Raw genomic sequence first — 23602 nt, forward strand, 5'->3', positions numbered from 1 at the left:
TGCTTAGAATTTTCTACTCGTTGCTTAGAATTTTCTACTCGTTGCTTAGAATTTTCTACTCGTTGCTTAGAATTTTCTACTCGTTACTTAGAATTCTCTACTCGTTGCTTAGAATTTTCTACTCGTTACTTAGAATTTTCTACTCGTTACTTGGAATATTCTACTCGTTGCTTAGAATTTTCTACTCGTTACTTAGAAATTTCTATCTCTTAGGTAGGTTTTTTCGCAAGGGAGGTGGAGTTGAACGCCGTTTCCGTGCTTGTCGGTCATCGGCATATCGTGTTTCCGGGTATTTCTTCCGATCAAGGTTCGCCTCATGCTGTCGATAGGGGAACACGGTGTGCGCATGTTTTCACGCCATGAGGAGAATGACAACTGAGGTGATGCTCACGGCAAGTCCGAACACTCCGGTGGCAATGGCGGCTTTTTCGCGTATCCAGCCCCAGAGAAACAAAGCGACAAAGAAGCTGAGCACGGGAACAATCCAAAAAAGTTGCGTCAGCAGGTAGAGCAGGATGTCTGCCAACCAATGGGGAGAAGAACCAAAGGGGCGGACTCCGCCAAAAAGGTAGAAAATCATCGTGAAGATCGGGATGATGACACTGGGGAAGAGGAGGGCTAAAAGCCATTTGGGATATTGATTCATGGGGCGTATGGAAATTAACACGTGAAATGCGAAACGATACCCGCAAAGAGTGTTTGGCCGTCGGAGAGATGAGGGGCGACCGTTGCGGGAGAAGGGGGCGGCGGCGAGAGGGCGGAAAAACGACTGTCTCGGCCTATCTGCTGCAAAGGTCATGATTTTCGATGAAAGGGGAAAGGCTTTTGCCCGGAGTTTTGCCCGTGACACACAAAACAGCTCCACGGCTTCATCAAAAAGTAACGACTTGCCGGGTGTGCATCCGAGAAGAATGATGTATATTTGCACAAGCCCCGACGTTTGTCGGGCGTTTGTTGTTGATTACTTCCCTGTTTATGGAACGCATACTTGTCGTAGACGACGAAAACGACCTTCGCGAAATTTTGCAGTTCAATCTCCAAACCGCCGGTTTTGAGGTGGATGTTGCCGATTCGGCCGAAAAAGCCCTTGAAATACTCACCCCTCGTCATTCCCTGATTTTGCTGGATGTGATGATGGGCGGCATGTCGGGGTGGCAAATGGCGCGTGTGGTGAGAGAGGAGCGAAAACTCGACACCCCCATTGTGTTTCTCACGGCCAAAACGACCCAGCCCGATGTGTTGCACGGTTTTTCGGTCGGAGCCGACGATTACATCACCAAGCCTTTTTCCTTTCAAGAGGTGTTGGCGCGCGTCAATGCCATTTTGCGCCGCAGCAATGCTCCTCATTGTGCCGTGTCGGCCAAAACGGAGCTTGTGTTCGGGCATCTTGTGATCGACTTCGTGCGAAAGGCCGTTCGTGTGGACGGGCAAGAGGTGCGCCTCTCTCCCAAGGAGTTTGGCATTTTGTCCACCTTGGCTTCCCACCCCGGCAGGGTCTTTTCGCGAGAAGAGATTTTGGCCGAAGTGTGGAATGGCGAGGCCTTTGTGCTCGATCGCACCATTGACGTACACATCGCACGCGTGCGTCGAAAACTCGGACACTATGGCGCGCGCATCACCAACCGGCAGGGATATGGTTATAGTTTTGAGTAGCCAATCGGCTTTTTAAGGCGAAGCGTATGAGCTACAAGGTTAAACTGCTACTTTATTTCTCCGTTCTGTTTGCCGTTTTTGCCGCCGTGTTGGTGGGGTTTCAGTGGCAACGCGAGAAACAGTTTCGTCGCGAGCGTTTGGAGAGCCGTTTGCAGGTCTATGCCGATATGTCGGCCGAACTGCATGCCACCGAATCTCCCGATTCGCTCGCCGCGGCTTTTCGCCGTTTGCGACGCATGATGCCCGAAGATTTGCGCATCACCGTCATCGACTACGAGGGTAAGGTGCAGCTGGACTATCCCACACATCGGCTTCACCCCTTGACCAATCATCGCGAGCGGCCGGAGGTCAGGGCTGCTTTCTCGAAAGGGGAAGGGAGCGACGTTCGGCTTTCGGCTACGGCCGGCATACAATATTTCTATTATGCCAAACGCTATCGCGACAGCGTGGTGCGCGTTGCCTTCCCCTACGATCGGGTGGCGCAATCGCTGCTCCAACCCGACAGTGTGTTGCTTTGGTTCGTGTTGTTGGTGTTTCCGTTTGCCACGGTCGCCTTGGTCTACACCGCCGATCGCTTCGGGCAAAGCGTGGAAACGCTTCGGCAGTTTGTCGATAGCGCGGAGCGCGGGCTGGTCGATTATGCACACATCCGATTTCCCAAAACGGAGCTTGGGCTGATGGCTCGTAAGGTCGTCGAAACCTATCGGCGTGCCGAAGAGGGGCGTTTGGCCGTGGAGCGCGAACGGGAGAAGAAGCGGATTTTCAAACAACAGATGACCAACAACATCACCCACGAGTTGCGCACGCCCGTGGCGGCCATTCAGGGTTTTCTCGAAACCCTCGTGCGCATGCCCGACCTCCCCATCGAGCAACGCACGTTTTTCCTCTCCCGTGCCTTTGCCCAATGTCGGCGGCTGTCGGAACTGATTCGCGATGCGTCGCTCATCAGCAAAATGGAAGAGGCCGCCGACACCATTCCGAGCGAGTTGCTCAATCTTTTCGACATCGTCGAAGAGGTCAGGCTCGACATCGCCGCAACGGCATCTGCTCAGAGCTTCGCGCTCGATAATCGCATTTCCGAGAGAACGGAAATCTGCGGAAACCACTCGCTCATCTACGCCGTTTTTCGTAACCTCATGGAAAACAGCGTTAAATATGCCATTCCCTGCCATTGCGTCGTGGAGTGTGTCGGTGAAGACGACACACATATCTTCTTGCGCTATTACGACAAGGGTAGCGGTGTATCGGAGGAACACCTGCCCCGAATTTTCGAGCGTTTCTATCGTGCGGACGAAGGGCGAACGCGCCACGAGGGTGGCACGGGACTGGGTTTGTCGATTGTGAGAAATGCCATCGCCATTCATGGCGGCACGATACGCGCCGAACGCCACGAAGAAGGCGGTTTGCAACTGTCGTTTTCTTTGGCCAAAGGCTGAGGCGATGAGTTTGCACCGATGAAAAAAACATCCGCTCCGAAGTTCATTAACCTCGGAGCGGATGGCGTTTATGTTCCTCCTTCGCGCACATAATCCACGGCGCGATTGACATAGTCGAGTAGCGGCTTGGCCGTTTGCAGCAATCGGGCGATGCGTTCGGGAGCATCGGCCGCCGTGATTTCCGTTTCGTCAAGACTGCATGCCAAACAATACATCTTCAATCGCAGGTATTCCGACCAAGGTGCCTCTTTGTCGAAACCTTTCGGGTTGCGTTTGAGCGCCCCGTCGGTGACGAGCCCGAAACGTGGGTCGGCCTCTTGTTTCACGATGCGGTCGAAGTCGCCCCCTCCGCCGGCGATGTCCTCGCGCACGATTTGCAACACCTTGGGCGGAAGGCAATAGTCGCCCACTGCCAAGATGTTTTGAGTGTTCCAGCGGATGTCGCCGAAATGAGCCGCCTCGGCCTCCACACCGACCTGCACATAGTAGCCGGAGTAGCCCGATTTCTTGCCGCCTCGGCAGATGTAGGCACCCATGTGGGTTTTGTAGGGAGTTTTGTCGGTCGAAAAGCGCGTGTCGCGGTAGATGCGATAGGTGATGTCTTTGGCCGTAAGCCCGGCCACGGAGGGGTCAAAACGCGCAATGTGTTGCACGAGGGTTTCGGCAAATGAGTTGAAGCGAGCCTGTGCGGCTTGATAGTCGGCTTTGTGGTTGGCAAACCATGGTCGGTCGTTGTTGGCGTGGAGCCGACGGAGAAAATGTATGACTTGTTGCATAGAGAAGTTTCAAATGGAGGAAAACGTTTGGCAAATGCTCGCCGGAATGCTCGGAAAACGGCCGGCGAAAAAAGAAAAGGAGGGCGTCAGCCCTTGTCGGTCAAGGCGTCGAGCAACCTTTGACAAGCATCTTCACACAAGTCGATGACCAAACGGAAGTCTTCGGCCTGACCGTAGTAGGGGTCGGGAATGTGGCGATGGGAGGGAAAGCGCGTGAGATAGTCGGCCAGCAAAACCACCTTCTTCATCAGTTCGGGGCGTGGAGCTTTTTGGCGCAGACGTCGCAGGTTGTCCTCGTCCATGGCAACGATGACATCGAACAGCTCGAAGTCTTTCGCGGTCATCGGGCGGGAGCGATGCGTGAGATGCAGTCCGCGCTCGGCGGCATGTGTCCGCATTCGTGCGTCGGCAAGTTCGCCTTCGTGGTAGCCGATCATGCCGGCCGAGTCGATGAGTGAGAAGCGGTGATCGGCACGGGCTTCTTTCACCTTTTGGCGAAACATTTCTTCGGCCAGTGGAGAGCGACAGATATTGCCGAGGCAGATAAAGAGTATTTTCATGAAGAGGAAGTTGTAAAAATGAATGATGTCGGAAAAGGCGCGTCAATGCCGCCTTGGCGAAAGAGAACGGCGGAATGCGGACGACCGAAGCCGGGCGGGAGCGACTGCCGATGAGCAACGTTCGTCTTTTGCCGCCGATCGTAAGACAAAGGTACGAGCTTTTTCAGATTAAAATCGTATCTTCGCCCCATGAATATCTTTCGTTTGCGCTTTTTCTTGCTTTTTTTGTGGTCTTCGCTCTGTTTCGGGCATCCTTTGCCCTTTTCGTCTTCTTCTCCTTTTTCTCATCGAGGCGATGATGTGCTGCAATTCGTGCCGCTCTTGGGCGGGGTGGGCTTGTCGGCGGCCGGAGTGGAAGGGCGTCATTCGTTGCGCGATCGGGCACTGATCGGTGCCACGGCTTTTGTGGCTGCCGAGAGCACCACGCGTCTGTTGAAATCGTTGCGTCTTTCGCGTCGTCCCGATGACACCGACCGCTTTTCGTTTCCTTCCGGCCACGCCACACGTGCTTTTCTCGGAGCCGAATGGGTGCGGCGCGAATACGGTTGGCAATACGGAGTTCCGGCCTATGCCGTGGCCTGCGGCGTGGCAGCGTTGCGTGTTCACCACCGCCGCCACCGTTGGAGCGATGTGTTGGCCGGTGCAGGCATCGGGGTGCTGAGCGTAGAGTTGGCGCATCGTTTGCTGCCGTGGCAGCGGCGTTTGCTCAACCGCGCCCGACAGCAACAGGTGCAGATGGCTTTTGTGCCCGCTTACGATGTTTCTTCGCATTCCGCCGGATTGAGTTGTGTGATGTGTTTTTAATCCTTTTGCAAGAACAACCGATTCTGAAAGAACTGATATGTAGAAAGAAAGCTGTCAATAATGGTGCGCAAAAACTAAAAACGACAAAGAAGCGGCTTCGCTCTTTGTTGATTTCTAAAAAAATACTTTTTATCGAGGCGGATATTTGCGCAAATCGGAAAAAATAGATACTTTTGTCGACAAGAAGACAAATAGAAAAGTCTTAGTATCCATTTAGTATTTCACGAAGTTATGAAAATTTTCCAACTCAATTCTATCTTCAAAGGCTTGGCACTCGTAGCCATGCTTTCTTTCGCCGGAAATGTTGCTGCCCAAGACGTGGTGGAAACGCAAAAGAGCGAACAAAAAACCTGCTGCAAGGCCGGTAAAACTGCTTGCGACAAAGCCAAAGAGGCTTGCAAGAAAGACAAAAAAGCCTGCAAGAAAATGGAAGACGTTTGCAAGAAAGAGCAGAAAAACTGCATGAAGACTTGCGACCAAAAGAAAAAGGAATGCAAGAAGGCTTGCGACAAGAAAGACAAGGAATGCAAAAAGGCTTGCGAACAAAAAGCAAAGGTAGAAAAGAAAGCCTGCTGCAAACACTAAACTACCCGGTTTCTTAAACCGCACAACCCCCTCATCGAGGCTGCGCGCACAACCATGGCACGTTGCCTCGATTTCTTTTTTACCTCCTCCGGGGTTGCACTTTCATTTCCTTTCGATTTCGTTTTCATCTCATTTGACTGCTATGAACATAGAAAGCATAAGAGAATACTGCCTTTCCAAAAAAGAAGCGAATGAGGGCTTCCCTTTCGACGAGGACACACTCGTTTTCAAAGTCTTCGACAAGATGTTTGCCATTCTTGATTTGAAGGAAGGCAAACGTGTGCTGGTGAAGTGCGATGCCGATCGTGCCGTCGAACTGCGCGAACAATATGCCGCCGTCGAACCGGCGTATCATTGTAACAAGCGTTATTGGAACCAGTTGTGGTTTGAGCAACTCGACGAGAAGTTGGTGAAGGAACTCATAGACCATTCGTATGACGAGGTGCTCAAAAAAATGACCCGAAAACAACGTCGGGCGTTGGAGGAAATGCCTGATGAAAACGAAGCAAAATCTTGATGTCCGCCCCAAATATAGGTTTTATCTATTCTTGTATTGTCTTTTGTCTGTTGGAGAGTAGAAAAAAACTCCCTACCTTTGCAGCGTAAAACAATAAAACATATTCACTCATTAATGAAATCTCATCATGAAGAACTTAGACTACCTCAATCTCGATCCCAAACAAACCGCTCCCATCGTAGAAGGCCTTTCCAAACTTTTGGCTGATTTCCAAATCTACTACACCAACCTCCGCGGTTTCCATTGGAACATCAAAGGACGCGGTTTCTTCACTCTCCACGAAAAGTTTGAACACCTCTACGACGAAGTGGCCGAAAAGGTCGATGAAATCGCCGAGCGCATTCTTCAACTCGATGGCACGCCCGAAAACAAGTTCAGCGAATACATCAAGCAATCTTCTATTCGTGAAGTCGGCGTTGTGTCGTGTGGCAATGATGCCATTGTAAACATTCTCGAAACCCTCAAGCTCCTCATTGCTCGCGAACGAGAAATCCTCGCAGCTGCCGCCGAAGCCGGCGACGATGTGACAGCGGCTCTCATGGGCGATTATCTCCGCTCTCAGGAAAAGCAGATTTGGATGTTCGTGGCTTTTCAAACTTCCAATTGCAAATAAATTTCGGATCAAATCACTTATGTGATTTTCAGATCGAGGGTGTATCGAAAGATATACCCTCTTTTTGTCACAACCCTTTTGTTGCTTAGCGATTTCGCCACATATCTTACCGGTAGAAACAGATTACAGTTTTCTGATTTTTGGGCGATAGAGGCGAATTTTCTTTGAATAAAAACGTGTGTAAAACAAAAGTCTTACACACGTTTTTTATGTAGATGGAATAGCATTCGATGGGATTATGTTCTTATGAAAGAAGCAGATACACACAGCTTGTGTGCGAATCTCATTGTTGTTGGAAGTTTATCGAATGACTTTCTTCACACCGTTCACGATGTAGATACCCGGTTGTGTCTTGCGCACGCGACGTCCTTGTAAATCATGGATTTCTTGTTGAGCAGAGTCTGTTTGGGCGACATTGATGCCGGTAGGGTCTGTGAAGGTTAAAGGCAGATAGGTCACACCTTCTTCCGCATTGACAATATAAGCGGTGAAACCGACAAAGTTGTCTGCGTTGTAAGGATAGAATCCGGTGCGCGACTCTACGTTTTGCAGTGTGTAGGCATTGTTCGATTTTGTGGCAACGGCGATGGCAGGTTGCAGTACGTTGTCTGTAATTTGGGTGCCATTGGTGGCCGACTTCAAAAAGTTGAAAGTACCGGCATTTTCGCTTTGTATAACAACACCGGTGTTGGCGGGAATGATGTCGTTGATTTCTTTCAAAATGACTTTTTGGTCTCTGATCGTGCCTTTATAAGCTTTCACGCCGGCAGGAATCATTGTGGCAAAAGGTGCGGAGAAGGTGGTGAACTTTTGGGTTTCGTCGGTGATGGTGACGGAGATTTTCTCGATGGGTTGCAATTTCCACATGCTGGCATTTGCCGATATTTCCCAACCCACGATGTTTCCGGGGGCATCGCAGTGAAGTTTTTCATATTGTCCGGCTCCTCCGAAAGTCACTTTGCCTTCATCGTTTTTGTAGAAAGAAAGTGCAACGGGCGTGTCAGACATGGCCACGGGGGTAGATTGTGAAGGCTTGCTCAGGTATTTTCCGGAGGAGATGTTTTTCACGGCATATCCTCCTTCGTGAGCGGTGATGCTCCACAATTTGTTGGCACCGTCGAAGTTTACAGATCCGGTGAAAGCGTTGCCTGCGGCGTTCACGCCCATGTAGCGCAGTTGGTCGCTTTGGGTGGTTTCGAGAGTGAAAATACCGTCGAACATGATCGTCACTTGGCTCAGAGCTTTGTAGATAGCTTCGGTGGCTGCCAAGAGCTGAGCGGCCTCGGTGGGCGTTGCGGCAGGAAGGGAGTTTACGACGCGGTCGTAGGATTCCTTTGTGGGATAGGTCGTTGTGTTGAGGTGATCTTTGTTTGCTGCAATGAAAGCATCGGCTTTGGCTTTGGCTTCATTGTAGCCTATTGTGTAAGCGGCGGCCAGCTCTTCCGGAGTGGCTTCCACAAATCTAATGGTGCTTCCGGCATCGGTGGCGGCATTGGGTCTTGTCCAATACCCCAGTTGGCTTTTAACATCGTTGATGAAACCCAAGATGCTTTCTGATTTCCGGAATACAAAACCTTCTCCGTTTCTCTGTAAATCGTAGGAGCCGAGATCGGTTACGGCTGAAACTTCGGTGAAAGGAATTACTTGGTCATTTTGAGGAGTGGCATTCCAAAGAATTTTGTTGGCTCCGGCTCCCATGTTGTAGATTCTATACCCTTTGGCAACATCGCCCACGAAAGCAAACAGTGCATTTGGGGAGATGGGAGAGGTTTCTGTGGTGTTGGCAATGGTGTTGGTTAGTGGGTTGTAAACGGAATTCTTTTTGGGAGTACGCAGAATTTCCAATTTGTACCATTTGCTGGCAGCCAAATCAAACTTGCCTTCTTTCGGTTCGGGAGAAATGGCAAAAGGGGCACTGTTGTAGTCCAAACCATAATAGACACAATCCAATGTTTCATCCTTTGTGACCAAGTCGGTAGGTATGATTGAGCTATTGCAGGCAGACGTTCCCAGAATGGGCAGAGGATTCACGAAAGAAATGAGTTGTGTTTCTTTGGGAACGTTCTTATAGATAATGGTTCTTTTGACATCATTAATAATGTGTTCGACTGTGATGGTGTAGAATTCCGTCACCTCGCGACAGATCTGCCAATTGGAGTTGGCGTCATTGGCATTCCATAAGTCTAAATGATTGTCTACTCCGTTGTTTCCGTTGAAACCTCCATGTACGTTGAGGGCCGGTGCCTGATCTGTGTAGGTTGCAGATGCGGAAACGGGAATAATGTCAATTTGTCCACGTTCGGCGGTACTCTTATTGTTGTTTTTAACTATCAGCCATTCGCTACCCTCATCGGAAAGATTTACGCAATTGGCGGCATTATCGGTGGCATCACAAGTCATGTATTTTTGTGCCGAAACGCTCCAAATCTTGTAATGTTTTTCTTTACTTCCACGAAGTAGCCGAAACCTTTCTGCAGTTTGGGGAGATCTTCTGGAATAGACTTTATCTGCTCCCACGCCTAAAAAGTATTGGTTGTGAATGGAATGGCGGATGCAAAAATCTTTGGAGGCATCATTGATGTCGGTAGCGATCATTTCAGACAAATCGCGCGGCACATAGGCTTTGGATTGGGCTACGGCTTCACTCGTCCCCCAAAAGGCCGAAAAGGCAAGAAGGGACATGAAAGCGGAGTAAACTTTTTTCATAAATGAATAAATAGAGAATATAAAAAAATAATGGTTGTTTGCGGTAAAGATAAACGCTCGTCGGAAGGAAGACTCAAAAAGGCTTTTCAAGTCTCGGCAAAGGTATAAAAAAAGTGGAAATTACAGGTATTCGGTAACACGAAAATATCCGACCGATCGAAATCTGAAATAAATGGTGAAACAAAAGGTGGGCTTCGTCGTTTTTGAGCGCGTATTCCCCTTGTTTTTTTGTTTTTGCCGTTTTGCTTCCGCTAAAACGCCTTTCTCGTTGATTTCCAGTTTGTTTCGTGCGAAGGCAAGTGAAGGCAAGAGGTGGAGGGGGATTGCTAATGTCTTGATTTCCAATAATGTCCGGTGAAGGCAAATAGGGCTGTTTGCTTTCACTTGCTTCCGCAATTTTCGGAGAAAAAACGGCGTAACAGAGGTGGTGAAGGCAAAAAGTCGTTTCATCGGCTTGATTGTCAGTGTGTTATGATTTGTGTTTTCGCTTTGCCTTCACTTGCCTTCACCGGTTTTTGTTGATTATCAATTGGTTATCTTGTTTTGCGGAGGCAGTGAAAGCAAAAACACTACATAAGGGATACGCGCGCGTGCGCGCGAAGGAATGTTCTTGGGAGGAGTTTTCAAGGCTCGAAAAAACAACTGCCTAAGAGGGCGTTTTTTTTAGCTCTGAGGTAGTTTGATCTACAAGGCTTGTAGGGGAATGGAACCGTATGCAATCGGTGGGCAGGTCGATTTCTCCCCAACGAATCATGGAGTTGAAAAGTCGGAGGCGGGAGAAACGGGACAGGCCATTGGCGGGAATATCGCTTTCGACCAACACGCCGCCGGCGAGCAGGGCGGCGCGGTGCGTGCCGGCGAGGAGGGGAAGAGAGGGCGTGTGCCACGCGCGGCCGTCGAAAAGAGCGAGATTGGCAATGGTGGTGTCGGTGAGCAGCCCGTTGCGCACGATGATGACGTCGTCGGCCGTGCTGCGGAGGGCGAACAGGGCGTTGAGCACGGAACGGTCGGCGGATTTGCGAGGATAGGCTGCGTGGTCGGCTTCGATGCAACGCAAGCGAGAGATGGGGCGGAGGGTGTAGGGCGAAAACGTGACGTCTGCGATGCTCGAAGCGTCGTAGATCACACGACAGCGCACGCGATCGAGATAACGAAGATCGGCCGGGAGGAGAGAGAGGCAGGCGGAGAGGTCGAACTCGGAATGGGGCGACTGTTCGTGGGCGAGGGTGGCGCGCAGGCGTGCTCGGTGATAGTCGAGGCGGAGAGGGTGTCCGCGTTCGATGCAGATGGTTTCAACGTAGCGGTGCATAGACTTTTTGTTTCATCTCTTCGTATTCGGCCTCCATGCGGCTGTTGATCGTGATGCCGCCGCCGGTTTTGAACACAAGGGTGCCGTCGGCCTCTTGTTCGACGAAGCGGATCATCACCGCACTGTCGAGGGTGGCACCGTCGAACACGCCCATTATGCCGGTGTAGAAACCGCGTTCGTAGGTTTCGGCCTCGGCAATGATTTGCATCGTTTTGACTTTGGGCGCGCCGGTGATGCTGCCGGCAGGAAGCAGTTGGAAAAGGAGGCTGCCCAAACGGCGAAGATGGTCGGTGGGGAGACGGCCGACAATCTCGGAGCTGGTTTGGAGGAGCTTTCCGCGGTGGGTTTCGATGCTTTCGAGATAGCGATAGCGGCGCACTGCGACTTCGGAGGCCACGATGCTGAGGTCGTTGCGGATGAGGTCGACAATGGTGGCGTGTTCGGCCGCTTCTTTCGGGTCGTCGAGCAGTCGCCGTGCGGCTTGGGCATCGGTGGCGGCAATGGTGCCTTTCATCGGGTAGGCACTGATGAGGCCGTCGGCGATGCGCACAAAAATTTCGGGAGAGAAACAGACGAAATGCTCTTTCCACCACAGCCGATAGCGCGCTTGTGTGTGAGTGTAGAGGTCGGCCAAAGAGAGCGAGGTGGTCAGGGGGACGCGGCAGGTGAGGTTGGTCAGAAAACTGTTGCCTTCTTGCAATTCCGCCGTCACTTTGTTGAAAGAACGGCGATAGTCGTCGAGAGAGGGCGGTTGTGGTTGCCAAAGAGGCGGCTCGGTAAGTGGAGTGGGGGAAGTGCGACCGTTGTGCACGCGGCCGAAATCGAAGCGCAATTCTTCTTCATTCACTTCGTCGAGCGGAAGAAGGAGAATGTTTTCCTGCCGATAGTCGATGACAAAAAGAAAAGGTCGTCCCTCACCGCCCCATTGGTTGATGAGGTGCTCGGCTTGGGTTTGTGAATAGCGTTTCATCGAAAGTGGGTTGCTTGTTGAAGCACATCGCCGAACAATCGGCGACTGTTCGGCGGTGTGTGGGGGGAGAGATTTATTTTCTGACAAGCGGAAGCCGTGCAGACATCCAGCCGAGTATGCCGTTTTGGAGTTCGACAACTTTATAGCCGTTGCGAGCGAGGATGCGAACGGCCTGTTTGCTGCGGTTGCCGCTGCGGCAGTAGAGGGCGATGGTTTTGTTTTTGGGGAGTGTGGCGAGCGATTGTTGTTCGAAACCGCTGCCCAACACGTCGATGTTGATGCTTCCTTGTATGTGCCCTTCGGCATATTCTTGGGCGGTGCGCACATCAAGACGGACAACATTGTCTTGGGTGATGATCTTGGCAAAGGCTTCGGCCGAAACGGACTCGGTGCCTTCGGGAGATTGGCAGGAGAAAAGAGAGGAGAGAAACATGGGAATGTGTATGAGAAGTTGTTTAATCATGAATTGAAAGGTTTAAGTGTCGGTCGGAAAGACTCGGCGTTTGAAAAAGTGGGAAAAAGACGTGGTAAGAGAAGCGGCGGCGGGCGGTGGTTCAAGAAAACTTGATGTGTACGCGTTTGACCAAACGAAGATGATAGTTTTTCACCGTTTTGCCTGCGGCAAGGATACCGCCGCCGAGACGAAAGGCGTAGCTCATCGTTGCCGCTTCGCAAAGATAGCGGGCGTTTTTCTGATTGTAAGTGGTGTAAACCGGTTCTCCGCCGAGGGAAGAGAGGGTTTGGTTGAGTTGCGCGAGCTGTTCGCCCGAATAGAGTTCGGACAAACGGCGTGCCGTCTCTTGCGAGGGAATGCTCCAACCCGTCAGCGTGCCTTCGGTGTAGGTCTGTGCAAGGCCTTGGGCTTCGTCGGGAGAGAGGGTGGAGAGCGCAGAGGGCAGATTGCTCCAACCTTGGGTCGAAAGCAAAATGAGATCGGCGGCTTCCGCGGTTTCGTTTTCCACGAATGCCACGACATGGTGACCTTTCCAAACAGATCCGGCACGAGGGCGTTCGTTTGGCGAGGTCGGAGTGTCGTCGGGCGAAGAGGGAGGTTCGAGAGGCAAAGGCTGGCCGGCACCGAATGAGAAAGTACTTTCAAAAGGTGCATTCCAGCCGATTGACAAGATCTCGCCGTCGATGAGCATGTCTCCCGTTGTGGAATAGCTGCCTTTGAGGCGATAGGGAGTGGCGGCTTTGAGACCGGAATTGAGTGTGAAACCGTATTGTCGGGTTTGAGAGGCTTCGGTGAGAGAAATGCTCAACACGGTGGACGAACGGTCATTGGGGAAGACGTATTTCGTGCCGGTGCTCCATGTGCCGTCGGAGTTTTTCCGGCAAGGCAGAAGGGTGGCGGATGGAGAGGAGTAGGCGTTGTTCCATGTCAATTGTCGGGGCAGGTCGTTGAGTTTCACGCTGACGGCTTCGACTGCCGAGGGGATATTGGAGAGCGTGATTTCCATGCCGGCCACGGCATAGGCGAGGGTGAGAGTGACGCTTGTCTTGGACGTGCCGACGGTGAGTGCTGCCTCACCACGCATCAAAGGTTGTTCGGCCTGATTGTTTTCGGTACTCATCGACAAGGCTGCGGCATTGACGTCGGTCGGCTCTTCGAGGCGATAGGCCGTGTGGCCGCTCAGTGCCACGATGCGATAGTTGCCGGAGGGCAGCGAGAGGGCAAGCGGCGTGGCGACACTCTCAATTGTTTGTCGGGCGCGACATCGACCGGTGTCGTCGAATGCATAGACGGCAATGGGGTAGAGAGGCTGTGTGCCCACTGCGGTGCGTGTGCGGATGTTTACTTTGTGTTGCTTGTGGGTTATGCTTCCTTTATCGTCGGGAAGTTCGATAGTATCGCAGGCACTGACCAACAGAACTGCGGCCATGAGGAATGATGAAATGTGAAATTTCATGAGAATTGGAATAAACGCATAATGCCATTTCTCCGGGAGTGAGAGAGCATGGTGGTGATGGAGAGGAAGAAAGGATGGCGGTTTAGTGCAAAACCCTTTTCGTCGTTCTTTTGCCATTGGACGTGATGACAACGAGTAGAACCCCGGCATGATTTTGTAGGGCGAAGCGTTCTTGCCGATGGATGGAGATGCGTTGGTGCAGGTGTCGGCCGTCGAGAGTGGTAATCGCTATGTTGCTGTGAAGAGGGGCGGTCACGGTGAGTGTGCCGTCGGTCATCTCTATGGAACTTTCGGAAGCGGAGGAGGGAGGCAGATTCGTGATATGATTTCCTTGTGTCACGGTGATGACGGCATCGGGGAAGAACTCCTCGTCGGACGATTGAAGCGAGCCGTTTTTATCGTCATCTTTCTCCTCGGAGGGCTGTTTGGCGTCTTGGGGATTGTTGCGCGAGATGGTGATTTTTCCGATTCTGGTGTTTTCCGTCGGGTTGGCTTTCACTTTGATGGTCAGAATCATGTCATCGTATCCGTTGGGATGAGAGATTGTGAGCCAGTCTGCATCGCTTGTGGCAAAAAACACTCCGTTGGTGCGTAAGAGCAGTTGTCGGGTCTGTGCTTCGTTGTCGGGAGCCCACTCCGTAAACTCCGGATAGTATCGGTCTTCGAGGAAGTCACCAAATAGGGAAGTCGCCGGAATGGTTTCGCGGATGCGCCGCACGCTGTTTTCCGTTTCACTTCCCATCGTGACTCCTTTCCAGATGGTCTTAGGACTTGAATAAAGGGGGATGGCGTCCACGGTGGTACACATAATTGTGCCGATGTCGCCTCTCACAGCCCCTACCGCATAAGGATGTATGCCGCCATTGCCACGTTCGTGTTCACAGCCGAGGATATGTCCGATTTCGTGTGCCGTTGTAAGAAAGTGTTTTGCTGCACGTATGGAACAAAAGGCAGCCATACGATCACTGTTTAATGGGGCTAAACCATGATGCCCGTCATTGAATGGATTGGTGTAGAAAATAACAATGTCGGCTTTGGTTTCTTTTCTTCTTGCTTTTACATCTTGATGATTGCTGACGATGTTCATTCCATCGGTGATGCTTTGAGCGGTTGATTGGATGCTTAGGCTGCCAACACAACGAAAGCGTGCATTGATGCCTGAATTGTGGTAAATTTGATTGAGGTTTTGGATAACGTTATTCGACATGGTTTCGATGGTCTCGAAATGTTCTTGGGCATAGGCCTGTCCCGTGGGGTCGAAAACAAAGAGCAAGTCGATTTCGTAAGCATTATCAATATTGTTTTGGGGAAGAGGGAAGTCTTTCTTACTAAAAGTCTTGACGCCACGTGTGGTTACTCCATCCCGACATGTTATACAGCAGATGCGATCGAGTGATTGGGCGTAAATGCAAGAATTACCGCAACCGCATAATAGCAGCAAAGATAGTAAAAGATATTGTCCGTATTTCATAATTCTTTTAAACGAGAATGAGCTTGAAAAATGTGTGAGATATTGTCGGACTCGGAGTTATCAGCGAATGAAAAGTAATTCTCTATATTTGGGAAGTGTCCACATTTGATCTTCCACAATGAGTTCGAGTTTGTCAATGTGTTTGCGAATGGCATTCAAAAATGGTTCAACCTCATCGTGATAAGCTATGGCCAAATCACGAATGTTTTCGAGTTTGTTGACTATTTTTCGCTTTTCGACCATTTCCTCTACGGCATTGACGATGAAATCGGTGTGGAGGTTGATCTTTTCGATCAGCGTCACGTTGTAGGCACTCAGCTGAGCTGCCTTTTCGGGAGGGAAGGCTTTGAGAATTTTGCTCACGTTGTCGACCAATACGCTTTGATATTTCGTTGCCACGGGAATAATGTGGTTCATGCAGAGATCTCCGAGCACGCGGCTTTCGATCTGCACCTTTTTGTAGTAGGTTTCCCATTTGATCTCGTTGCGTGCTTTGAGTTCGTTGCGGTTCATCACCTTGGTCGATTCAAACATCTTTATCGTGGCTTCGTCCAAATATCTGTCGAAGACGATCGGACAACTGGTTTCGCAGTCCAATCCTCTTCGTGCGGCTTCGGCTTTCCACTCGTCGCTGTATCCGTTGCCGTCGAAATGTATGGGGCGACACGTCTTGATGTCTTCTCGCAACACTTCGAGAATGGCACTGATTTTGTTTTGTCCCGCTGCGATGTGTTCGTCCACTCGTGCCCGGAAATTGTTGAGTGCTTCGGCGGCTGCGGCGTTGAGGGCGATCATCGCGCTGGCACAGTTGGCCGACGAACCAATGGCGCGAAACTCAAACCGATTGCCCGTGAAGGCGAAAGGAGAGGTGCGGTTGCGGTCGGTGTTGTCGATCATCAGTTCGGGAATCTGCGGAATGTCGAGTTTGATGCCGTGTTTACCTTCGAGAGTGAACAGCTCGTCGGTCGTCGAGTTTTCGACTTTGTCGAGCAGTTCACTCAGTTGCCGGCCGAGGAAGGTCGAAATGATGGCCGGCGGTGCTTCGTGTCCGCCGAGCCGGTGGGCGTTGGTCGCGCTCATGATGCTGGCTTTCAGCAGTCCGTTGTGGCGATGCACGGCCATGAGTGCCGACACCACGAAGGTGAGAAACCGCAGGTTCTCTTCCGGTGTTTTTCCGGGAGCGTGGAGAATGACGCCCGTGTCGGTCGTCAGCGACCAGTTGTTGTGTTTGCCACTGCCGTTTACGCCGGCAAATGGTTTTTCGTGGAGCAGGCAACGGAAACCGTGTTTGCGTGCGATTTTGCGCATGAGTGAAACGAGCAACATGTTGTGGTCCACGGCGAGGTTGCATTCCTCGTAGATCGGCGCAAACTCAAATTGGTTGGGTGCCACTTCGTTGTGTCGGGTCTTGCAGGGGATGCCGAGTTCGAGTGCCTGAATTTCGAGGTCTTTCATAAACTCCGTCACGCGTTCGGGAATGGCGCCGAAATAGTGGTCTTCCATTTGCTGGTTTTTTGCACTGTCGTGGCCCATGAGGGTGCGCCCGGTGAGCAAGAGGTCGGGGCGTGCGGCATAAAGCCCTTCATCGACGAGGAAGTATTCTTGTTCCCAACCGAGATTGGCCGTCACCTTCTTAACGTCCGGATAGAACAGCTGTGCCACCGATGTGGCCGCCTTGTCGACGGCGGCGATGGCTTTTTTCAGCGGTGCTTTGTAGTCGAGTGCCTCTCCCGTGTAGGAGATGAAGACGGTGGGGATCATCAGCGTGTCTCCGACGATGAACACGGGGCTTGTGGGATCCCACGCCGAGTATCCGCGCGCTTCGAAAGTGGAGCGTATGCCGCCGTTGGGGAAAGAGGAGGCGTCGGGCTCTTGTTGCACGAGCAGTTTGCCCGTAAACTCTTCGATCATCCCCCCCTTGCCGTCGTGTTCGACAAAGGCGTCGTGTTTTTCGGCCGTGCCTTCGGTGAGCGGCTGAAACCAGTGGGTGCAATGCGTCACCCCCATTTCGATTGCCCATTGCTTCATGCCTTGTGCGATTTCGTCGGCCGTAGCCCGATCGAGCGGCGTGCCGCTGTCGATGGCGGCGCAATACTTGTTGTAGGTCTTCAACGGCAGATACTTGCGCATCTTGTCTTGGTTGAACACATACTTTGCGTAATACTCGGAGGGGCGTTCCGTGGGGGTGGCTGCGGGAATGGGGCGTTTTTTGAACGCTTCTTCCACCACTTTGAATCTCAAACTGCTCATACGTTTGCAAAGATTTCGATCCGTCGGGCTTTCGCTGTCGAGGCTCTGTCGGATTGGGTTGTGAAGGCTTTATGGAATTTGGCGCAAAGGTACAAAAAAATAGAAAAAAAGAAGCACTTCGCGACCAACTTCTCCCTCATCTCTCGAAACTTCTTCAAAAGCGTTTTCTCTTCTCTGCCCGTATCGGACTTTGGGGAGGAACGCCCATTGCGGGGAGTGGAAGAAAACAGCATCTCGTTGGCACACGGCGTGCAAACGAGATGCTTGAAAATAGAATCTGCCCAAGAGGAAGTGGAGCAGCAGGTAGAGGCAGGTGTCGGCAGATCGGCCGCTTATTTTACGTCCTTGTTTTCAACGATTTCTTCCACCTCGCCTTGCTCTTTCCGCTTACCCAGATAGTCGGGCAGGCTCATGCCGGCTTGATCGAACAGATCGGACAGGGGCGGAACGGATTTTATCAGTCCGCTGACGAAACCTGCGGTCGAGCTTTTGCCTTCCGCACCGTTGGCTCCGTTGTCCCACACGGTCACCTTGTCGATGTTGATGCCCTTTATGGCTTCCACTTGTGTCTTGACTAGTTCGGGAAGTTTTTCGAGCAGCAACAAGGTGTAGGCTTTTGTGGCGTCGCCACCGGCGGCTTGTATCATTTGGTCGTATCCTTGTGCCTGCTTGGTGAGGATTTCGTAAAGACCTTTACCCTCGGCCTCCATTTTTGCGAAGATGGCGTCGGCTTCACCTTTGGCTTTGACGCGTTTTTGTTCGGCTTCGGCTTCGGCTTCGATGACGAGGCGTTGTTTTTCCACCTCTTGAACAACGATCACATTGGCCTGTTGCGAAGCTCTCTCTCTTTCGGCACGCGCCAATTCCGCTTGTCTTTCGGCCGAGTAGGCTTCTTCCAAGGCTTTGGCCTGCGCCACTTTTTCGGCGGCCACGGCACGGCGTTGTGCTTCGGCTTCTTTTTCTCGTCGTTCGGCGTCGGAGTTGGCGATGTCTACTTTTGCATGGTTTTCTCCGGCAATGGCTTTTGCGTTGGCTTCCGAGGTGCGGATGCGCGTTTCTTTCATGGCTTCCGCCCGTCCGATTTCTCCGATTTTGTCTTGTACGGCCACGCTGACTTTTGCCTCGTTGATGGCTTTTGCGGCGGCCTCTTTTCCGAGAGCTTCGATGTATCCGCTCTCGTCTTTGATGTCGGTGACATTGACGTTGATGAGTTTCAAACCGATTTTTTTCAACTCGATTTCAACGTTTTTCATGATGTTTTCTTGGAATTTGTCGCGGTCGCTGTTGAGCTCTTCGATCGACATGGAGGCGATCACCAAGCGGAGCTGTCCGAAGAGGATGTCGCGCGCCATTTCTTGGATGTCGTTGGGCGATAGTCCGAGCAGGCGTTCGGCAGCGTTGTTCATCGAGTCGCCTTCGGTGGAAATACCCACGGTGAAACGGCAGGGCACATCAACGCGAATGTTTTGACGCGAGAGGGCATTGGTCAGGTTGGCCTCGATCGAAATCGGCGTAAGACTCAGATAAGCGTAGTCTTGCACAACCGGCCACACAAAAGCGCCGCCGCCGTGAATACACTTGGCCGATCCGCCGTTGGAGGTGGTGCCGTAGATCACAAGGATTTTGTCGGAGGGGCAGCGACGATAGCGATTGAGCAATGCCGCAAGGATCACAAAGGCCACAATGGCTACGATGATCGGAAGAAGAATAAAGTCCATATCTTACAGGTTGATGAGTGAATAGTTTATGTTTGGGTCCGATGAGCTGCGAGCGGTGTGGTTTCGGTTGCTCGTTTCGCCCTCTCGTCTGCATCGGCAAGGTGTTGGGCGTTCAGAGTTGCTCCACCAGCACCGTGTCTTCATCAACGGCAGACACGATGCGCACCTTTGCGCCGGTGGCAATGCTTTCTTCGCCCGACGAAACGGCCGCCAGCTCGTGTATGGAACCATTGACGCTGACGGTGATCTTTCCGCCGGTGGTGCCGGACGAGGGGATGCGCAGATAGACCTCGCCCACCAATCCCACGCACTTGTTGACGTGGAAAGTGTTGTCTTGCGAAAGGCGCAACACTTGTTTAAGCAAGAATGCGATGAGCAGCATGAACGCCACTCCCATTATCAAAGCCCAAACGGCCAGCAACCAAGCATCTTCTATCACATTGTGGAAGAGGACGCCCGTCCACCCGAAACCGAGCAGAAAGCAGACCACCGTCTTGACGGAAACCAAATGGAGGCCGTCGATGTCGAAAGACAAATCGCTGCCGCTTAAATCGATGTCGGTGTCGAAGCCGATGAAAAGGGAGATTGTTTGAAAGACAAACACGATAGTTGACACGATGGCTATGAACCAATAGATAGAGATCATCGGGTCTGAAAGGAATTTTTCCCAAAAAGATAACATGAGCATAGGCGTGGTGGATATAAACGATTGGAACAGGTTGCTAATTTACATATAATTTCGAATACTTCCGCAAAAACTCAAAAAAAAACGAACGACTTTCCGTTTTTTTCGATAGCGAACCTTCGACAACGGCTGCCAACAATTTCTTTCGTGAGGACAAGTTCCTACTTCTCATCTCCGTTTTCGTGAGGGGAAGAGTGGAGGATTTTCGCAATCTCCCTCCGCTCGATGAAACCGCTGTTTTTGCGCATTTATACCCCTAATGTTTTGTTTTTTCGGTTTTGCCTTCGCAAAATGAATTAACCGTTTGATAATCCGAACGTTATTAGCGAAGGCAAGTGAAGGCAAACTGTTTTTTTTGTTTTTCAATATTTTGAAAATCAGTCTGTTGCTGTGAAGGCAAACCGGGGCGTTTGCCTTCACCTCCTTCCGCCTCTTCCGCGCTAAAACCGCCCCTTTCGAGGGTTGTGAAGGCAAAAAATCGGTGCAATGGGTTGTATTTCAGTTGGTTGTAAAATGGGTTTTCGTTTTGCCTTCACTTGCCTTCGCTAATATCGTGTTGGCATACAGCTTGTTACCGCTTTTTGCGGAGGCAGTGAAGGCAAAATACAATCAATAGGTATACGCGCGTGCGCGCGAGAGGGGGAGGATTGTATGCCTTTTGAGGTTGCGGGTAAAACGGGATGGGAGGTGTGTAAAATTAGATTGGAGGTAGAATGTTTTAGATTGGAGGTAGAATGTTTTAGATTGGAGGCAGATTTGTTTGGGACGGAGGCAGATCGGGGCGTGAACAAAAATGGGGAGCGATCGTTGTCGAAACGAAAGCTCCCTGAAAATATACCGCTGACAATCAAGGACGGATTTGAATGATCGGTGGATGTTGCCGTGTGGTGCGGAGGAAGGAGAGAGGCGGCTGCGGCCGTTTTTCCCGGTGTGTTTATTTCATGTGATGATTGAAGAAACGCAGCAGGTGTGCGAAAAGATGTTCGCGTGTTTTTCCTCCGTAGATGCCGTGGTTGCGATTGGTGTAGACCTGCATGTCAAACGGTTTTTCGGCCTGCACGAGTGCTTCGGCCATTTCGGTGCAGTTGCGATAGTGTACGTTGTCGTCGGCCGTGCCGTGAACAAGGAGCAGATCGCCATGCAGACGTGAGGCGCGCGCAATGGGATTGACGAGGTCGTAGTTGGCGTTTTCCTGAGGCGTTTTCATGTATCGCTCGGTGTAGACGGTGTCGTAGTATTTCCAGTTGGAAGGTGCGGCCACGGCCACTCCGCAGCGAAAAACAGGACGGCCGTCGGTCATGGCCATGAGCGTGTTGAATCCTCCGAAGCTCCACCCCCACAGCGCGATGCGCGAGGCATCGACATAGGGCAGGGTGGCGAGGTGAAGGGCGGTTTCGACTTGATCTTTCGATTCGAGATCGCCAAGGCGCAGATAGGTACACTTTTCAAAGTCTGCACCGCGAGCACCCGTGCCGCGACCATCGACGATGACGGAGATGTAGCCTTGCTCGGCGAGGCAGCTTTCCCAAACGCCGCCACCGAAAAATCCGGTGTCCCAAGCGTCTTTCACTTCTTGGCTGCCGGGGCCGCTATATTGATACATCACGACGGGATAGCGGCGCGAGGGGTCGAAGTGGCGGGGTTTGAGCATCCAGCCGTTGAGCGTGATGCCGTCGGTGGTGGTAAATTGGAAAAACTCCTGTCGGGTGCCGAGGCGTTCCACCTTTTGTTTGAGCTCGGCGTTGTCGATGAGGGTGGCAAGTTTTTTTCCGTCTGCATTGCGCAGGGTGGTGGCGGGAGGGCTGGCAAGGGCGGAGTGGACGTTGATGAAGTAGCGGTAGTTTTTGGAAAAGGTGGGGGTGTGGGTGCCTTTTTCGGGGGTGAGGCGACGGATGTTGCCGTGCTTGTCGGCACTGTACACTGCGGTTTGGAGCGGACTGTCTCGGTGTGCCGAGAAAAAGAATCGACCGCTTTGGGCATCGTAGCCGTGGAAATGGCTCACTTCATGGTTGCCTTTGGTGACGGTGGCTTCGAGGTTGCCGTTGAGGGTGTACCAATAGAGGTGTTGGAAACCGCTTCGCTCGGAGAGCATGGCAAAGTGTCCGTCGTAGAAACGGAGAGAAGTGTAGGCCGTTTCGCGGAGATATTTTTCGTTGGTTTCGCGCAGGGCGAGTTTGGCCACTCCGCTTCTCGGATTGACCATGTAGAGATCCATGCGGTTTTGGTGGCGGTTGAGGGTGACTACGGCCAAGCGTGCGGGATCGGAGGTGGCGGCAATGCGGGGAATGTAGCCATCGGCATCGAGCGGCACGTTGAGGCGGCGTGTGGCACGGCTTTTGAGGTCGTAGCTGTGGAGGGTGACGGTGGAGTTGGTTTGTCCGGCAATGGGGTATTTGTAGTCGTAAGTGCCGGGGTATTGGGCGTGGGTTTGGCGTTCGGGAGACAGCCCTTTGAACATCTGCATGCGATAGACGGGCACTTGCGTTTCGTCGTAGCGAATCCAGCAAAGCATTTCGCCGTCGGCTGAAAATTCAAAGGAGCGGTCGGTCGAAAATTCTTCTTCATTGACCCAGTCGGGGATGCCGTTGATGACGGCGTTGCGTTTGCCGTCTTTGGTGACTTGGGTTTCGGCGTTGTTGTAGAGGAGTTTGACGACGAAGAGGTTGTTGTCGCGGGCGAAGGCCACGACATTGCCGTCGGGCGAGAAAAGGGGCGACATCTGAGCGCCTCCTTCGGAAAGCGGAGAGAAGGTGGCGTTGCGGGTGTCGTAGATGTAGTATATGGCCGTTGAGGTGCGGCGATAGACGGGGCGCGTTTGTGTGCGAAGAAGTATTTTCTTTTCGTCCGGGCTCATGATGTAGCCGTCGATGCTGTTGAGCTTGACGTTGCCGCGTGCTTTGTCGGCATCGAAGAGGACACCGGTTTCTTTGCCCGTTTTGAAAGAGGAGCGGACAATGCGTTTGCCGTCGGAAGAGAGGCGGGTGTAGCTTTCGCCGTCGTTCATGGGGCGGACGCCGTGGAGGTAGCGTGGAAAGAAACTGCCGTTGGTCACTTCTTTGATCGTAATGGCCGGATCGGAGGTTTGGTCGGCTTGGGCAACGGCTTGGGGAGTGCCGCAAAGGGCGTGTCCGAAGAGGAGCGACAGAGCAATGGAGAGTATGCGGTTCATGGGCTGGTGTTCAAAGGGTTTGACGTGTGTCGTCGGCTAACGTGTGGCTTGGAAACGAACGCTGCAACCTGCGCAGTCGGCTCCGATAGGCGGATTGTCTTTGCGCAGGTCGATGACGAGAGATAAGATCTTGGGAAAGTTGTCGAACAGGGCTTGGGCGATGCGTGCGGCGGCGTGTTCGAGCAAGGCGGAGGGAATGCTCATCTCCCGCCGGGCGATTTCGTAGACATCGGCGTAGGAAACGGTGCCTTCCAAGCGGTCGTAGAGCATGGCCGGATGAGTGTCGGAAATTTGCAGTCGGAGGTTGAGGGTGAAGTCGGCACCGATTTTGCGTTCTTGCGGAAGCACGCCGTGGCGGGCGTGAAATCGGAGATCGTGGAGAGCGACTTCGGTGTTGAGTATTTGCATGAGGTGGTAAATAGGGGAGTGTGGAGATGCGACAGCGTTGTCGGCGTGGGGCGTGTTGTGGG

20 protein-coding genes are annotated in these 23602 nt (G+C 52.1%); 6 read left to right on the forward strand and 14 right to left on the reverse strand.

Annotation, left to right across the window (positions count from 1 at the left end; translation table 11 throughout):
- Positions 1 to 352: 352 nt before the first annotated feature.
- Positions 353 to 799, reverse strand: a complete 447-nt coding sequence (locus EII14_RS05875) for a hypothetical protein (protein ID WP_124931619.1) — start codon at positions 797 to 799, stop codon at positions 353 to 355.
- A 176-nt stretch (positions 800 to 975) separates the two neighbouring features.
- Between EII14_RS05875 and EII14_RS05880 the strand changes: the two genes are divergently transcribed.
- Both EII14_RS05880 and EII14_RS05885 read left to right on the forward strand, forming a co-directional pair.
- Positions 976 to 1653, forward strand: coding sequence for a response regulator transcription factor (locus EII14_RS05880; RefSeq protein ID WP_370242026.1), 678 nt, complete (start codon positions 976 to 978; stop codon positions 1651 to 1653).
- Positions 1654 to 1679: 26 nt separating this feature from the next.
- Positions 1680 to 3089 carry an ATP-binding protein gene (locus tag EII14_RS05885; protein ID WP_124931620.1) on the forward strand — a complete coding sequence of 470 codons (1410 nt, stop codon included), beginning with the start codon at positions 1680 to 1682 and terminating at the stop codon, positions 3087 to 3089.
- Between the two features lie 68 nt (positions 3090 to 3157).
- On the opposite strand, the gene EII14_RS05890 is transcribed toward EII14_RS05885, so the two are convergent.
- Together EII14_RS05890 and EII14_RS05895 are read right to left on the reverse strand one after the other, a co-directional pair.
- A complete protein-coding gene (locus EII14_RS05890) occupies positions 3158 to 3865 on the reverse strand; it encodes a DUF2461 domain-containing protein (RefSeq protein ID WP_124931621.1) in 708 nt (235 codons plus the stop codon).
- A gap of 86 nt (positions 3866 to 3951) precedes the next feature.
- Positions 3952 to 4425, reverse strand: a complete 474-nt coding sequence (locus EII14_RS05895; RefSeq protein ID WP_124931622.1) for a low molecular weight protein-tyrosine-phosphatase — start codon at positions 4423 to 4425, stop codon at positions 3952 to 3954.
- Positions 4426 to 4614: 189 nt separating this feature from the next.
- Between EII14_RS05895 and EII14_RS05900 the strand changes: the two genes are divergently transcribed.
- From EII14_RS05900 to EII14_RS05915, 4 genes are all read left to right on the forward strand, one after another.
- A complete protein-coding gene (locus EII14_RS05900; protein WP_124931623.1) occupies positions 4615 to 5229 on the forward strand; it encodes a phosphatase PAP2 family protein in 615 nt (204 codons plus the stop codon).
- A gap of 231 nt (positions 5230 to 5460) precedes the next feature.
- On the forward strand, positions 5461 to 5814 hold the full coding sequence (locus EII14_RS05905) for a hypothetical protein (protein ID WP_124931624.1): 354 nt from the start codon (positions 5461 to 5463) through the stop codon (positions 5812 to 5814).
- Between the two features lie 142 nt (positions 5815 to 5956).
- Positions 5957 to 6331, forward strand: a complete 375-nt coding sequence (locus EII14_RS05910; protein ID WP_124931625.1) for an MmcQ/YjbR family DNA-binding protein — start codon at positions 5957 to 5959, stop codon at positions 6329 to 6331.
- A 127-nt stretch (positions 6332 to 6458) separates the two neighbouring features.
- Positions 6459 to 6944, forward strand: coding sequence for a Dps family protein (locus tag EII14_RS05915; protein WP_124931626.1), 486 nt, complete (start codon positions 6459 to 6461; stop codon positions 6942 to 6944).
- A gap of 300 nt (positions 6945 to 7244) precedes the next feature.
- Here the strand turns inward: EII14_RS05915 and EII14_RS05920 are convergent, their stop codons facing one another.
- The 11 genes from EII14_RS05920 to folB all read right to left on the reverse strand — a co-directional run bounded on the left by EII14_RS05920 (position 7245) and on the right by folB (position 23540).
- Positions 7245 to 9650, reverse strand: a complete 2406-nt coding sequence (locus EII14_RS05920; RefSeq protein ID WP_124931627.1) for a hypothetical protein — start codon at positions 9648 to 9650, stop codon at positions 7245 to 7247.
- 646 nt (positions 9651 to 10296) lie between these two features.
- The gene (locus tag EII14_RS05925; RefSeq protein WP_124931628.1) at positions 10297 to 10959 is read right to left on the reverse strand and encodes an aminotransferase class IV; all 663 of its coding nucleotides are present in this window, start codon (positions 10957 to 10959) and stop codon (positions 10297 to 10299) included.
- A complete protein-coding gene (locus EII14_RS05930) occupies positions 10943 to 11929 on the reverse strand; it encodes an aminodeoxychorismate synthase component I (protein WP_124931629.1) in 987 nt (328 codons plus the stop codon). The genes EII14_RS05925 and EII14_RS05930 overlap by 17 nt, the downstream gene beginning before the upstream one ends.
- A 73-nt stretch (positions 11930 to 12002) precedes the next feature.
- On the reverse strand, positions 12003 to 12392 hold the full coding sequence (locus tag EII14_RS05935; RefSeq protein ID WP_124931630.1) for a rhodanese-like domain-containing protein: 390 nt from the start codon (positions 12390 to 12392) through the stop codon (positions 12003 to 12005).
- A 91-nt stretch (positions 12393 to 12483) separates the two neighbouring features.
- The gene (locus tag EII14_RS05940; RefSeq protein ID WP_158608335.1) at positions 12484 to 13839 is read right to left on the reverse strand and encodes a FimB/Mfa2 family fimbrial subunit; all 1356 of its coding nucleotides are present in this window, start codon (positions 13837 to 13839) and stop codon (positions 12484 to 12486) included.
- A gap of 82 nt (positions 13840 to 13921) precedes the next feature.
- Positions 13922 to 15310 (reverse strand): M12 family metallo-peptidase, encoded by a 1389-nt coding sequence (locus EII14_RS05945; protein ID WP_124931632.1) that lies wholly within the window; start codon positions 15308 to 15310, stop codon positions 13922 to 13924.
- Positions 15311 to 15370: 60 nt separating this feature from the next.
- Positions 15371 to 17560: a glutamine synthetase III gene (locus EII14_RS05950; protein ID WP_124931633.1), complete on the reverse strand. Its 2190-nt coding sequence runs from the start codon at positions 17558 to 17560 to the stop codon at positions 15371 to 15373.
- A 332-nt stretch (positions 17561 to 17892) separates the two neighbouring features.
- Complete coding sequence (locus EII14_RS05955) at positions 17893 to 19278, reverse strand: flotillin family protein (protein WP_124931634.1); 1386 nt, start codon at positions 19276 to 19278, stop codon at positions 17893 to 17895.
- A 112-nt stretch (positions 19279 to 19390) separates the two neighbouring features.
- Positions 19391 to 19924, reverse strand: a complete 534-nt coding sequence (locus EII14_RS05960; RefSeq protein ID WP_124931635.1) for a hypothetical protein — start codon at positions 19922 to 19924, stop codon at positions 19391 to 19393.
- Positions 19925 to 20897: 973 nt separating this feature from the next.
- Positions 20898 to 23123, reverse strand: coding sequence for a S9 family peptidase (locus tag EII14_RS05965; RefSeq protein ID WP_370242041.1), 2226 nt, complete (start codon positions 23121 to 23123; stop codon positions 20898 to 20900).
- A 45-nt stretch (positions 23124 to 23168) separates the two neighbouring features.
- Positions 23169 to 23540 (reverse strand): dihydroneopterin aldolase, encoded by a 372-nt coding sequence (folB, locus tag EII14_RS05970; protein WP_124931637.1) that lies wholly within the window; start codon positions 23538 to 23540, stop codon positions 23169 to 23171.
- Positions 23541 to 23602: the final 62 nt, after the last annotated feature.

Source organism: Alloprevotella sp. OH1205_COT-284, from assembly GCF_003859795.1.
Lineage (GTDB): Bacteria > Bacteroidota > Bacteroidia > Bacteroidales > Bacteroidaceae > Alloprevotella.

Excerpts from the sequence above, each read along its gene's own strand:
- EII14_RS05875 (WP_124931619.1), bottom strand. The coding sequence starts at position 799 with ATGACCTTTGCAGCAGATAGGCCGAGACAGTCGTTTTTCCGCCCTCTC.
- EII14_RS05880 (WP_370242026.1), top strand. The coding sequence starts at position 976 with ATGGAACGCATACTTGTCGTAGACGACGAAAACGACCTTCGCGAAATT.
- EII14_RS05885 (WP_124931620.1), top strand. The coding sequence starts at position 1,680 with ATGAGCTACAAGGTTAAACTGCTACTTTATTTCTCCGTTCTGTTTGCC.
- EII14_RS05890 (WP_124931621.1), bottom strand. The coding sequence starts at position 3,865 with ATGCAACAAGTCATACATTTTCTCCGTCGGCTCCACGCCAACAACGAC.
- EII14_RS05895 (WP_124931622.1), bottom strand. The coding sequence starts at position 4,425 with ATGAAAATACTCTTTATCTGCCTCGGCAATATCTGTCGCTCTCCACTG.
- EII14_RS05900 (WP_124931623.1), top strand. The coding sequence starts at position 4,615 with ATGAATATCTTTCGTTTGCGCTTTTTCTTGCTTTTTTTGTGGTCTTCG.
- EII14_RS05905 (WP_124931624.1), top strand. The coding sequence starts at position 5,461 with ATGAAAATTTTCCAACTCAATTCTATCTTCAAAGGCTTGGCACTCGTA.
- EII14_RS05910 (WP_124931625.1), top strand. The coding sequence starts at position 5,957 with ATGAACATAGAAAGCATAAGAGAATACTGCCTTTCCAAAAAAGAAGCG.
- EII14_RS05915 (WP_124931626.1), top strand. The coding sequence starts at position 6,459 with ATGAAGAACTTAGACTACCTCAATCTCGATCCCAAACAAACCGCTCCC.
- EII14_RS05920 (WP_124931627.1), bottom strand. The coding sequence starts at position 9,650 with ATGAAAAAAGTTTACTCCGCTTTCATGTCCCTTCTTGCCTTTTCGGCC.
- EII14_RS05925 (WP_124931628.1), bottom strand. The coding sequence starts at position 10,959 with ATGCACCGCTACGTTGAAACCATCTGCATCGAACGCGGACACCCTCTC.
- EII14_RS05930 (WP_124931629.1), bottom strand. The coding sequence starts at position 11,929 with ATGAAACGCTATTCACAAACCCAAGCCGAGCACCTCATCAACCAATGG.
- EII14_RS05935 (WP_124931630.1), bottom strand. The coding sequence starts at position 12,392 with ATGATTAAACAACTTCTCATACACATTCCCATGTTTCTCTCCTCTCTT.
- EII14_RS05940 (WP_158608335.1), bottom strand. The coding sequence starts at position 13,839 with ATGAAATTTCACATTTCATCATTCCTCATGGCCGCAGTTCTGTTGGTC.
- EII14_RS05945 (WP_124931632.1), bottom strand. The coding sequence starts at position 15,310 with ATGAAATACGGACAATATCTTTTACTATCTTTGCTGCTATTATGCGGT.
- EII14_RS05950 (WP_124931633.1), bottom strand. The coding sequence starts at position 17,560 with ATGAGCAGTTTGAGATTCAAAGTGGTGGAAGAAGCGTTCAAAAAACGC.
- EII14_RS05955 (WP_124931634.1), bottom strand. The coding sequence starts at position 19,278 with ATGGACTTTATTCTTCTTCCGATCATCGTAGCCATTGTGGCCTTTGTG.
- EII14_RS05960 (WP_124931635.1), bottom strand. The coding sequence starts at position 19,924 with ATGATCTCTATCTATTGGTTCATAGCCATCGTGTCAACTATCGTGTTT.
- folB (WP_124931637.1), bottom strand. The coding sequence starts at position 23,540 with ATGCAAATACTCAACACCGAAGTCGCTCTCCACGATCTCCGATTTCAC.